This window comes from Pseudomonas sp. 13B_3.2_Bac1, from assembly GCF_025466205.1.
Taxonomy (GTDB): domain Bacteria; phylum Pseudomonadota; class Gammaproteobacteria; order Pseudomonadales; family Pseudomonadaceae; genus Aquipseudomonas; species Aquipseudomonas fluorescens_H.
Map to the genome: position 1 here is coordinate 1 of NZ_JANLOG010000087.1, position 11,953 is coordinate 11,953.

General features: G+C 60.1%; 13 protein-coding genes. 6 read left to right on the forward strand and 7 right to left on the reverse strand.

What is annotated here, in order from left to right:
* Nucleotides 1-90: 90 nt before the first annotated feature.
* Both gudD and NTD85_RS14470 read right to left on the reverse strand, forming a co-directional pair.
* A complete protein-coding gene (gene gudD / locus NTD85_RS14465; protein ID WP_262142480.1) occupies nt 91-1,434 on the reverse strand; it encodes a glucarate dehydratase in 1,344 nt (447 codons plus the stop codon).
* A gap of 25 nt (nt 1,435-1,459) precedes the next feature.
* The gene (locus NTD85_RS14470; protein WP_262142481.1) at nt 1,460-2,806 is read right to left on the reverse strand and encodes an MFS transporter; all 1,347 of its coding nucleotides are present in this window, start codon (nt 2,804-2,806) and stop codon (nt 1,460-1,462) included.
* Nucleotides 2,807-3,174: 368 nt separating this feature from the next.
* On the opposite strand from NTD85_RS14470, the gene NTD85_RS14475 reads away from it, so the two are divergent.
* Both NTD85_RS14475 and NTD85_RS14480 read left to right on the forward strand, forming a co-directional pair.
* A complete protein-coding gene (locus NTD85_RS14475) occupies nt 3,175-3,888 on the forward strand; it encodes a FadR/GntR family transcriptional regulator (protein WP_262142482.1) in 714 nt (237 codons plus the stop codon).
* Between the two features lie 92 nt (nt 3,889-3,980).
* Nucleotides 3,981-4,211 carry a hypothetical protein gene (locus tag NTD85_RS14480; protein ID WP_262142483.1) on the forward strand — a complete coding sequence of 77 codons (231 nt, stop codon included), beginning with the start codon at nt 3,981-3,983 and terminating at the stop codon, nt 4,209-4,211.
* 136 nt (nt 4,212-4,347) lie between these two features.
* Here the strand turns inward: NTD85_RS14480 and NTD85_RS14485 are convergent, their stop codons facing one another.
* Nucleotides 4,348-5,241 (reverse strand): DMT family transporter, encoded by an 894-nt coding sequence (locus NTD85_RS14485; RefSeq protein ID WP_262142484.1) that lies wholly within the window; start codon nt 5,239-5,241, stop codon nt 4,348-4,350.
* A 101-nt stretch (nt 5,242-5,342) separates the two neighbouring features.
* On the opposite strand from NTD85_RS14485, the gene NTD85_RS14490 reads away from it, so the two are divergent.
* Entirely contained in the window at nt 5,343-6,206 is an 864-nt protein-coding gene (locus tag NTD85_RS14490; protein WP_262142488.1) for a LysR family transcriptional regulator, read from the forward strand.
* Nucleotides 6,207-6,337: 131 nt separating this feature from the next.
* On the opposite strand, the gene yegQ is transcribed toward NTD85_RS14490, so the two are convergent.
* On the reverse strand, nt 6,338-7,672 hold the full coding sequence (gene yegQ / locus NTD85_RS14495) for a tRNA 5-hydroxyuridine modification protein YegQ (protein ID WP_262142486.1): 1,335 nt from the start codon (nt 7,670-7,672) through the stop codon (nt 6,338-6,340).
* A gap of 205 nt (nt 7,673-7,877) precedes the next feature.
* Here yegQ and NTD85_RS14500 point away from each other — a divergent pair, with 205 nt between their 5' ends.
* Nucleotides 7,878-8,564, forward strand: a complete 687-nt coding sequence (locus NTD85_RS14500; protein ID WP_410017537.1) for a cysteine hydrolase family protein — start codon at nt 7,878-7,880, stop codon at nt 8,562-8,564.
* Nucleotides 8,565-8,674: 110 nt separating this feature from the next.
* Nucleotides 8,675-9,736 carry an AI-2E family transporter gene (locus NTD85_RS14505; protein ID WP_003223602.1) on the forward strand — a complete coding sequence of 354 codons (1,062 nt, stop codon included), beginning with the start codon at nt 8,675-8,677 and terminating at the stop codon, nt 9,734-9,736.
* Here the strand turns inward: NTD85_RS14505 and NTD85_RS14510 are convergent.
* From NTD85_RS14510 to NTD85_RS14520, 3 genes are all read right to left on the reverse strand, one after another.
* Nucleotides 9,733-9,915, reverse strand: coding sequence for a hypothetical protein (locus NTD85_RS14510; protein WP_201138186.1), 183 nt, complete (start codon nt 9,913-9,915; stop codon nt 9,733-9,735). The two genes, NTD85_RS14505 and NTD85_RS14510, sit on opposite strands and share 4 nt — an antisense overlap.
* A gap of 102 nt (nt 9,916-10,017) precedes the next feature.
* Entirely contained in the window at nt 10,018-10,212 is a 195-nt protein-coding gene (locus tag NTD85_RS14515; RefSeq protein ID WP_003223604.1) for a hypothetical protein, read from the reverse strand.
* Nucleotides 10,213-10,462: 250 nt separating this feature from the next.
* Nucleotides 10,463-10,792, reverse strand: coding sequence for a hypothetical protein (locus tag NTD85_RS14520; protein WP_003223605.1), 330 nt, complete (start codon nt 10,790-10,792; stop codon nt 10,463-10,465).
* Nucleotides 10,793-11,048: 256 nt separating this feature from the next.
* Between NTD85_RS14520 and NTD85_RS14525 the strand changes: the two genes are divergently transcribed.
* The gene (locus NTD85_RS14525; protein WP_201138185.1) at nt 11,049-11,867 is read left to right on the forward strand and encodes a shikimate 5-dehydrogenase; all 819 of its coding nucleotides are present in this window, start codon (nt 11,049-11,051) and stop codon (nt 11,865-11,867) included.
* Nucleotides 11,868-11,953: the final 86 nt, after the last annotated feature.

Genomic DNA, 11,953 nt, shown 5'->3' on the forward strand with positions numbered 1-11,953 from the left:
CCAAACAAAAAAAACCCACCCCCCCCCCCCCCCCCCCCCCCCCCCCCCCCCCCCCGCTCCCACATTTGAAGTGCGGTGAGCTTGAGAATGTCAGCGCACCAGGCACGGCCGCTTGTTATCGAACGTCCATCCCGGAATCAAAAACTGCATCGCCACGCTGTCATCCCGTGCACCGAGGCCCATGCCTTTGTAGAGTTCGTGAGCCTTGCCCACCTGATCCATGTCCAGCTCCACCCCAAGACCCGGCTTTTGCGGCACTTGCACGCAGCCGTCGACAATCTGCAGCGGCGCCTTGGTCAGACGCTGGCCGTCCTGCCAGATCCAGTGCGTGTCGATGGCGGTGATGTTGCCCGGTGCCGCTGCCGCGACATGGGTGAACATCGCCAGCGAGATATCGAAGTGGTTGTTGGAGTGCGAACCCCAGGTCAGGCCCCATTCATGGCACAGTTGCGCGACACGCACCGAGCCTTGCATGGTCCAGAAGTGCGGGTCGGCCAAAGGGATGTCCACCGACTGCAACTGGATCGCGTGGCCCATCTCGCGCCAGTCGGTGGCGATCATGTTGGTCGCCGTCTTCAGTCCGGTGGCGCGGCGAAATTCGGCCATGACTTCACGCCCCGAGTAACCGTTTTCCGCACCGCAGGGGTCTTCGGCGTAAGCCAGCACGTGATGCTGATCGCGGCACAGACGAATCGCTTCTTTCAGGGACCAGGCGCCGTTCGGGTCAAGGGTGATGCGCGCCTCGGGAAAGCGTTCGGCCAGGGCCGTCACCGCTTCGATTTCCGCATCGCCACTGAGCACGCCGCCCTTGAGTTTGAAGTCCTGGAAGCCGTATTTCGCCTGGGCCGCTTCAGCCAGACGCACCACCGCTTCGGCGGTCATGGCTTTCTCGTGACGCACGCGGAACCAGTCGTTATCGGCATCCGGTTCGCTGCGGTAGGCGAGGCTGGTTTCGCGCTGGTCACCGACGTAGAACAGATAACCGAGCATCTTCACTTGATCGCGCTGCTGGCCTTCGCCGAGCAACGCCGCGACCGGTACGTCGAGGTGTTGGCCGAGCAGGTCGAGCAGGGCGGCTTCGAGTCCGGTCACTGCGTGAATGGTGATGCGCAGGTCGAAGGTCTGCAGGCCACGGCCGCCGGCATCACGCTCGGCGAAGGTCTGACGCACCTGATTGAGGATTTTCTGATAGTTGCCGATCGAGCTGCCGAGCACCAGGCTGCGAGCGTCCTCCAGCGTCTGGCGGATGCGCTCGCCACCGGGCACTTCACCGACGCCGGTGTGCCCGGCGTTGTCCTTGAGGATGACGATGTTGCGGGTGAAAAACGGCCCATGGGCGCCGCTCAGGTTGAGCAGCATGCCGTCGTGGCCGGCCACCGGAATCACTTGCATGTCAGTGATGATCGGCGCTTTGGCGGTGTCGTGTGCGGTCATGATTTTTATCCTAATAAGACAGAATTCAGGCGTGCTTTGGCGCGGCTTCGGCCACGGCGAGGTCTGCAGCGGGTTTGGGCGTGGTGCGCGCGGCGAAGACGATGATCGCGGCGATGATCGAGGTCGCGGCCAGGCCATAGAGGCCGCCCTGAATCGAGCCGGTGTGCTCTTCGAGCAAGCCGAAGGTGGTTGGCGCGACGAAGCCGCCAAGGTTGCCCACCGAATTGATCAGCGCGATCACTGCTGCAGCGATTCGCGCATCCAGATAGGCCTGTGGAATCGGCCAGAACAACGATGAAGCGGACTTGAAGCCCAGCGCGGCAAAACAGATCGCGACAAAGGCAAAAATCGGCCCGCCGGTGGTGGACATGAACATCCCCGCCGCCGCAATCAGCAGCGCGGTCGCGACCCAGGCCTGCTGGTGCTTCCACTTGGCCGAGAAAGCGGCGAAAGCGTACATGCCGATGATCGACAGCAACCACGGAATCGAGTTGAACAGCCCGACCTGGAAGTCACTCATCTCGCCCATTTTCTTGATGATGCTCGGCAGCCAGAACGTCGCGGCGTAGATCGTCAGCTGGATGAAAAAGTAGATCAGGCAGAACAGGATGATCTGCCGGTCCTTGAGCAGTTTGCCCATCGACGGGCGGATCGGCGTCGCGGCTTCGCGGGCCTTCTGTTCATCATCGATGGCGCCGACCAGTGCGTCCTGTTCGGCGCGGGTCAGCCATTTCGCGTCGTGCGGTTTGGCGTCGAGCCAGAACCAGACGAACACACACAGTCCCACGGAAAACATCCCCTCGATGAAGTACATCCACTGCCAGCCGTGCAAGCCCAGGCCGTTGATCTGCAAAAGCAGGCCGGACAGCGGGCCGGAGATCAGCGAGGCGACCGCTGAGCCGCTGAGGAAAATCGCGATTGCCTTGCCGCGTTCGGCACCCGGCAGCCAGCGCGTGAAGTAGTAGATCACCCCGGGAAAGAATCCGGCCTCGGCCACACCGAGCAGGAAGCGCAGGATGTAAAAGTGCGTTTCGTTCTGGATGAACGCCATGCCGGCGGCGACCAGACCCCAGGTGAGCATGATTCGGGTCAGCCAGATACGCGCGCCGACTTTCTGCAGGAGCATGTTGGACGGGACTTCGAACAGCGCGTAACCGATGAAGAACAGACCGGCGCCGAAGCCGTAGGCGGCAGCACCAATGCCCAGGTCATGTTCCATGTGAGTGCGGACGAAACCGATGTTCACCCGGTCAATGTAATTGACGATGAACATGATCACGAAGAGCGGCAGGACGTGGCGTTTCACTTTCGAGATGGCGGACGCGAGTGTCGAATCGACGCCCTCGTTCATCCCGGAGATGGAGGTTTTCACTTGTTTTTCTCCCACTGATTATTTTTATGCGGGGGTAGTGCTGTGTGCTGCTTTGTTGATAGACATCATACAACTTGAATTTTTTGTCCTACAAGTGGGGTGGGGCGATTAAATTCATCTGGCAGGCTGGTTTCTTATGTCCTTTTTCGCAAAATTAGTCGGTTCTATTGGGGTTTTCCGGTCATTGCTTTCTTTTCTCAGAGACCATTTTTAGAATTTTTTAAATGTGCTCAACCGACTCTTTGAGGCTGAAATCCAGATTTCCTGCATGTTGTCATACAAGATGGAGGCGATTTTAGCGCTAAAATCAATCTCGTCAGCGACTGCGTAGTGCTACGATCCGCGAGCCCCGATGCCCGGAACTGATCATGCAAGAAGACCTCGACGCCCCCGCGCCTAAACGCACGCATAACCTTGCGCACGACCTGGTGGAAAAACTCACCCAGAAGATCCTGCTCGGCCAGATGTTACCCGGCGACAAGCTGCCGTCGGAGAACGCCATCGTTCAGGAGCACGGTGTCAGTCGCACAGTGGTGCGCGAGGCGATTTCCAAATTGCAGGCGTCGGGACTGGTCGAAACGCGGCACGGCATCGGCACGTTCGTCATCGAGCGCGCTGCGGAGCAGGGCTTGCGGCTGAATGTCGATACGGCGCTCGGGGTGCGCAGCATTCTTGAATTGCGCATGGGCCTGGAGACACAGGCCGCGGCATTGGCCGCGTTACGGCGCAGCGAGCAGCAATTGCTGCAAATGCGTCAGGCGCTGGATGACTATCAGCGTCTGCTGGACAGCAACGACAGTTGCGTCGAGGCCGACCGACGCTTTCATCTGCTGATCGCCGAAGCCACGGGTAACGTCTGCTTCAGCGAAATCATGCAGCACCTGGGCAGCGCGATGATTCCGCGTCAGCGGCTCAATGCCGCCGAGCGGGGCGCGGCGGATTTGAGCAAGCTGGGGCAGTTGGCCAATCTCGAACACGAAGCGATTTTGAATGCGATCAAGCGTCAGGATCCGGATGCCGCGCGCGCGGCCATGTGGCTGCACCTGACCAACAGCCGCGACCGTTTCAGTGCGCAGGGCTGATTGCCGTTGGTCTGTTCGATAGCACGTCGTTTAGAGGCTCGCTTCCAAGCTGTATGGCCCGGGTTTTCCGGACCTCCTCGGTGAGGTGTGTCATGGCTAATGATTTGCTGTTTCAGGGTGGTGTGCTGCCGACCGATCCAACCCGTCCGGTGCCCGGCACGGACGAGCCGACGCTGGCCGATCACGATGCGCCGCCGGGTATGAGCCCGGGGCGTGATCCGCTGAGTGATGCCGATCGTCCGGAAGACTGGAAGGATCCACCGGCTGCCAATGATGTGCCACCGGCGGATGAGCCGACGCCGTTGTCGGATGACAGGCGCTGAGGCTAACCCGGCATGAGATATTTATAGTTTGTACCGAACCTTTCGCGAGCAAGCCCGCTCCCACAGGCAGAACGCATCCCCCTGTAGGAGTGAGCCTGCTCGCGATGGGGTCATCAGCCTCAGTAAAAAACCTCGATCAGACCTCAACCGGTCGACCCTCCACCCGCTGCTCCAGATTCAACGCCAGCACACTGATCAACACCACCGCCGACCCCACCAACACCATCAGTGTCGGTCGCTCGCCCAATCCCAGCGAAGCAATCCCCATCGCCGTCGGCGGTATCAGATAAAGCGTCATCGTTGCCCGGCTCAGATCCAAATGCTTGAGTACGAAGCCCCACGCCAGATAGGCCAGCGCGCTGGGAAACACCCCCAACGCCAGCACCGCCCACTGCACGCGCAGCGGTGCTTTGACTACCGCCGCACCCAGCCCTGGCAGATAAATCAGCAATAGCAGCGTCCCCGACCACACCGCATAACAGGCCAGACTGAAGCCGTCATAACGCCTGGCGTGATGTTTTTGCAGGGCGAAATAAACGCTCCATGACAGCGCCGCCAGTAGAATCAGCAAGCCATGCGCGTCGATCTGCCCCAGGCCCTGATCGGCGCTGACCACGATCACCACGCCGACCAGTCCCAGCAACACGCAGCCCCAACGCCAGACACTGACCTGATCCTTGAACACGTAGCGTGCCAGCAGCGTACTGAACAACGGGCTCGACTGCGCGAGTACGCTGGAGGCGCCGGCACTGACGCTTTGCTGGCCGATGTTTAGCGCCACGTGATGCAGGCTGACGGCAAAAAATCCCAGAGCGAACAACAGCGGCACGTCGCGCCGTTGCGGCAGGCGAATGCCCTTGAACGCCGCGATCACAGCCATGAACAGCGACGCCAGGAGAAACCGCAGCAACGCCAGATGCCCGGGGTCGTACGCCTGCAGGCCGACGTGAATGCCGGTCGGCGAATAGGCCCAGCAGCTGACCACGAAGGTCATGGCCAGAATGATTTTCAAGGGAGAAGGAGACGGCATGATCGGCGCACCGCAGGGGCTGATGCGTCGAGTATCCGGGCGGCCAACAAGTCTCCACAACTGACTTATACTGCGCTGAATGTTCACTTTGAGTGATGAGTATGGAGCTGGCGCAGATCCGCATGTTCAAGACCGTGGCCGACGAGGGCAGCATTGCCCGGGCCGCTGAAAAGCTGTTTTGTGTACCGTCGAACATCACCGCACGGATCAAGGCGTTGGAAGCGGAACTCGGTGTGGCGCTTTTTCTGCGCGAGGGGCGCGGGCTGCGGATCAGCCCGGCGGGGCAGACGTTCCTGGCGTATGCCGAGCGGATTCTGGCGCTGACCGCCGAAGCCAAGCGCGCGGTGGATCCCGCCGCCGAACCGTCCGGTCCGCTGCGTATCGGCGCGATCGAGTCCTCGGCCACCGGGCGTTTGCCGCGGCTGTTGGCGAAGTTTCACCAGCGCTATCCGCAGGTGGCGCTGGAGTTGATCACTGGCACCTGGGGCCAATTGCTCGACGACACCGTCAGCCATCGCCTGGACGGCGCCATCGTCGCGGTGGACGTCGAGCGCGCGCAACTCAAACGCACGCCGATGTACCGCGAGGAGCTGCTGCTGATTGCTTCGACGTCGTTCGGCCCGGTGCGTGACATCCACGACTTGCAGGATAAAACCGTGTTCATGTGGCCGCAGGGTTGCCCGTATCGGGCGGCGCTGGAGCACTGGTTGTTGCGTCAGGGACAGGCGCTGCCGATTGTCAGCCTGGCGAGTTACGGGGCGATTGTCGGTTGCATCAGTGCTGGCGCCGGCGTGGCATTGGTGCCTAAAGGCGTGTTCGAGCAATACGCCAAAGGCGCTGGATGCGTGGGCTATGAGTTTCCTGAGCTGACGGCGATCGACAACCTGTTTTACTGGCACGAAAACGCCGGGGTACACCCGGCGCGTGAGGCGTTCGTGGCGATGTTGCGCGAGGAATTCCTCTGACTCCGCTACACCCGCATTCCCTGTGTAGGAGCTGCCGAAGGCTGCGATCTTTTGATTTTGGTGTTGAAAAACCAGATCAAAAGATCGTCCGAACGCGGCCCGAGCCTGCAGCAGCTCCTACAGGGAGGGGTTCAAGTAGTCAGGTCGCGCATCAGCAGGCCGAAGCGCAAATCCACCGCATCCGGAATCGGCAAGTAAACCGTGTGCCCGTCGCCGGGGGCGACTTCAATGGCTTCGCCCTTGGCACTCTGCAACTGGTGCAGATCGAAATGGAAGTTGCCCTTGGGCGTCATCAGCTCCAGATGGTCGCCCAAGGCAAAACGGTTCTTCACCTTGACCTCGGCCAACCGGTCGCGGCGCTCGCCGGTCAGCTCGCCAACGAACTGCTGACGCTCCGACACCGAGCTGCCGTTCTGATAATTCTGGTATTCGTCATGCACATGGCGGCGCAGGAAACCTTCGGTGTAGCCGCGCTGGGCCAGTGATTCCAGATCGGTCATCAGGCTGCGATCAAACTCGCGCCCGGCCATCGCGTCGTCAATTGCCCGGCGATAGACCTGAGTGGTGCGCGCGCAATAGAAGTGCGACTTGGTGCGGCCCTCGATCTTCAGCGAATGCACGCCCATGCGTGTCAGGCGCTCGACGTGCTGCACGGCGCGCAGATCCTTGGCGTTCATGATGTAAGTGCCGTGCTCGTCCTCAAAAGCCGGCATCAACTCATCGGGCCGATTGGCTTCCTGCAGCAGGAACACCTGATCGGTCGGCGCGCCGATACCGAGGTTCGGCTCGGGCTGGAAGGTCTGCACGATCTCGCCGAGCTGATTTTCGGTGGCCGCCTGCGCCGAATATTTCCAGCGGCAGGCGTTGGTGCAGGTGCCCTGATTGGCGTCGCGCTTGTTCATATAGCCCGACAGCAGGCAGCGCCCGGAGTAAGCCATGCACAGCGCGCCGTGGACGAACACCTCCAGTTCCATGCCCGGCACCTGTTCGCGGATTTCGCCGATTTCTTCCAGCGACAGCTCCCGCGACAGGATGATCCGGCTCAGCCCCTGTTGCTGCCAGAACTCGACACTCGCCCAGTTCACCGTGTTGGCCTGCACCGAGAGGTGGATCGGCATCTGCGGAAAGTGCCGGCGCACCAGCATGATCAATCCCGGATCGGACATGATCAGTGCGTCCGGTGCCATCTCGATCACCGGTGCCAGATCCTTGAGGAAGGTCTTCAGTTTGGCGTTGTGCGGGGCGATGTTGACCACCACGTAGAAGCGCTTGCCCTGGGCCTGCGCTTCGCGAATGCCGAGGGCGAGGTTGGCGTGGTCGAATTCGTTGTTGCGCACCCGCAGGCTGTAGCGCGGCTGCCCGGCGTAAACCGCATCGGCACCGTAGGCGAAGGCGTAGCGCATGTTCTTCAGGGTGCCGGCAGGGGCGAGCAGTTCCGGGGCGGCGAGGGGGAGTTCTGGCTTCATGGCGGCATCGGTCGCAAAAGCGCGGCAGGGTAGTGCAGTGGCAATCGCGGTTTATTGATCTGGATCTACGTTTGAGTCAGCGAGACTGACCTGTGCGGCTCATTTGTGTAGATCCTGCACAAAACATGTGTCGGTTTCACTGTGTTCGGTGCGACGGTGGCTGCTTAACATTCGCTCATCAAATCAACCGAAGCAGGACTCTCCCATGCAGAACTTTACTCGTCGCTTTCTCACCGCTTGTGCATTTTCCGGTGTCTTGGCCAGCACCGGGGCAATGGCTGACAGCCACCCGACCATTCGTGCGATGTCCGGCGCCACGCCGGCCGATCATTTGCCGGCCGGCAAATCCGCACTGGTGGTGATCGATTTCCAGAATGAATATTTCAGCGGCCGGATGCCGATCCCGGACGGTGCCACCGCTCTGGCGAAAACCCGTGAGCTGATCAGCTTCGCCGACAGCCACAAGATCCCGGTGTATCACGTGCAGCACGTCGCGCCGGCTGGCTCGCCGGTATTTGCCATCGATGGCGAGACCGTTAAATTTCACAAGGACATGCAGCCACGCCCGCAAGACGTGGTTCTGCAAAAGACCACGGTCAGCGTATTTGCCAGCACCGATCTTGACGAGCGCCTGAAGAAGGCCGGCATCAATACGCTGATCATTTCCGGGTTGATGACTCACGCCTGCGTCGCGGGTGCCGCGCGGGATGCTGCGCCGCTGGGTTACAACGTGATCGTCGCCTCCGACGCCTCGGCCACCCGTACGATTACCCGCGTCAATGGCTCGTCCATCGACAAGGATTCCCTGCACCAGGCTGCGCTGGCGGAAGTGGAAGACACCTTCGGTGACGTCATGACCACCGAGCAGATCGTCAAGCTGCCGGTGCGCTGAATGCTGGCCGTGATCGGCAACTATGCTCCATGAATAAAGATGGCACTCGTGCGCGTCCCGGCGGACTAAGGATCGGGGCGTGCACGACGCCTGACTGACATGGATCGGACATGAACGAAAAAAGCCTTCAATTCAAATCCCTCACGGTACTGCTGGTATTGGTGACGGTCGCTTTCATCTGGATTCTGCTGCCGTTCTACGGCGCGGTGTTCTGGGCGGTGATCCTCGGCATCCTGTTTGCGCCGATGCAGCGCCGGTTGCAGCAGAAGTTCGGCTGGCAACGCAATCTGACTTCTCTATGCACCCTGGGCATTTGTCTGGTGATCGCGATTTTGCCGGTGATCATCCTCAGCGTGTTGTTGGTCCAGGAAGGCGCGACGCTGTACACCAACATCGAAAGTGGCCAACTGGACATCGGCGCCTATATTGCGCAGTTCAAACACAGCCTGCCGCCGTACTTCCAGCATCTGCTCGATCGCTTTGGCATGGGCGAACTCAATGGTCTGCGCGAGAAAATCGTCAAGGCATCGATGCAGGGCAGTCAGGTGCTGGCGAGTCAGGCGTTCAGTTTCGGTCAAGGCACATTCGAGTTCGTGGTCAGCTTCGGCATCATGTTGTACCTGCTGTTTTTCTTTTTGCGTGACGGTGCCGAACTGGCGCGCAAAGTGCGCACCGCGGTGCCGCTGGAGGAACACCAGAAACGTCGTTTGCAGTTGAAATTCAATCGTGTGGTGCGCGCGACGGTGAAGGGCAATCTGGTGGTGGCCATCACTCAGGGCGCATTGGGCGGGGCGATTTTCTGGTTTCTCGGCATCCCCAGCGCATTGCTGTGGGCGGTGATGATGGCGTTTCTGTCGCTGTTGCCGGCGGTGGGCGCGGGGATTGTCTGGGCGCCGGTGGCGGTGTACTTCCTGCTCAGCGGGATGATCTGGCAGGGTGTGGTGCTGGGGTTGTTCGGGGTATTTGTAATCGGTCTGGTGGACAATGTGCTGCGCCCGATCCTGGTCGGCAAGGACACGCGCATGCCGGATTACATGATCCTGATCTCGACCCTCGGCGGTCTGGCGGTGTTCGGCCTCAATGGTTTCGTGATCGGACCGCTGATCGCGGCGCTGTTCATGTCGAGCTGGGCGCTGTTCATTGAGACCAAACCGAAAATCCAGCTGCCTTAGGCGTGGAACGGGGTGCTGACGATTTTCCGCGACAACGCCTGCGCCGCCGGTAATGACGTGAGCGGGCCGCTGATCGGCTCGCCATCGCGCACCAGATACCAGCAGGCGAGCAATCCCGACGCTCTGAGCGATGCGGGAACAGCGCTGCCAACTACCGACATGATTTGAACCTGAGCCATGACAAGTACCTCCATCAATCTGTGGAGCTACCTTAGGGATTCGCTGCGCTCAGGGACAATCAACGCTTTCGATAGTGGTCATTGATAACAGTGAGGGCTGTTTCAATCGACAACCTGGTCGAGCATGTGCACCACTTCGCGCTCGTTGAGCAAGCCCTTGTGCACCAGATGCTCCGCCAGCAGCGAAAGAAACTTGGCGCAGCGATGGCCTTCCAGGTGCTTGAGTTCGGTCAGCGTGTTGTACACCTTGCCTGAGGTGCATAAACCGACAATGCGATGCGGGTTTTGTGTAGGCATATCGTCGTCCTTGTTGTTATCAACCTGTTGTTTACGGACGGATTCAGATTGCGGCTCCGTCATGACAAATAGATGACCGTTTTCCTCAGCATCAGGAAAGGGCGCTGTATTCATCATGCCGATTCTAGTCGCCAGCATTGTCCTGGTAGCGACCTTCGCAAGATTTATTCAGACATACCTGAACGAAAACAGGCCCCGCCTTGCGGCGGAGCCTGTTTCATTTACAGCCTTTACGCTACAGACGTCGGCCTTAGTAGCGAGGCTGAACGTAATAGCCCGGTGGCTGGTAGTAAACCGGTGGAGGTGGTGGCTGGTAGTAGACCGGTGGCGGTGCGTAAACCGGCTGCGGTTGTACATACACCGGTTGCTGTACGTAAACCGTGCGCGGTGAGGACATCACCGAACCCGCTACCACTGCGCCCAACACTGCACCGACAGCGGCCGGACCAACCCAGCCAGCGTGCCCGCCGCCCCAGCAGCAGCCGCCGTGACCGTGATAATAGTAACCACCGGCTTGCGCCTGTCCGGTAACAGCCAATGCACCGATCAGCAAAGCTAAGACAGGAAGTTTACGGATCATGATAATTCCTCGTTATTCAACCCGGCGCTTGAATCTGCAATTAGACCCAAGGACTATCGCGGGGATACTTCTAAGACAACGTGTTTTTGTAAATCAGCACAGCGTCTGGGTAAAGTTTGTGTAAGGTCTGTACCGGCTTCTTTACCGTAGGGCCAAAGCCTCGCGAAGCCCGTTGCAGATAGTGCTTATGATCGTTCACAACACGATGGAATGGCTAACTCCGTCCATCCGAAAGTCGGTTTTCAGGAGAAGTTTCATGCAGATGAATCCCAACAAAGACACCCAGCTGTGCATGTCCCTGTCCGGGCGCCCCGGGAACTTCGGTCTGCGGTTTCATAACCATTTGTATGAGCAGTTGGGCCTGAACTTCTATTACAAGGCGTTCAGCAGTCAGGATCTGCCGGGGGCCGTTGGCGGGATTCGTGCGCTGGGAATTCGCGGTTGCGGTGTGTCGATGCCGTTCAAGGAAGCGTGCATCGCGCTGGTTGATGAACTGGATGCGTCGGCGGCGGCGATCCAGTCGATCAACACCATCGTCAACACCAACGGCCACCTCAAGGCCTACAACACTGACTACATCGCCATCGCGCAATTGCTGGAAACCCACGCGGTGCCGAAGGATTCGACGTTCGCCCTGCGCGGCAGCGGCGGCATGGCCAAAGCGGTGGCCAGTGCCTTGCGCGATGGTGGTTACAGGAATGGGTTGATCGTTGCGCGCAATGAGCGTGCCGGACGGGCGTTGGCGGATTCGCTGGGCTATCGCTGGCAGGCGGAGCTGGGCGAAGAGCGGCCGCAGATGCTGATCAACGTCACCCCGGTGGGCATGGACGGCGGACCGGAGGCCGGGCAACTGGCGTTCGAGCCTGAAGTGATCCAGTCTGCCGAGACCGTATTCGATGTGGTGGCGATTCCGTCGGAGACACCGCTGATCGTGCGGGGCCGGGCCGAGGGTAAAAAGGTCATTACCGGGCTGGAAGTTATTGCGATCCAGGCGCTGGAGCAGTTTGTGCTGTACACCGGGGTGCGTCCGAGTGAAGAACAGTTTGCGGCGGCGGTGGCGTTTGCTCGCAGCTGATCATTGAGTTTTGCGCTGAGCCAGCGGGCCCCTTCGCGAGCAAGCCCCCTCCCACAGGGGGCGGGCTGTTCCACTTGGGGGGGGCG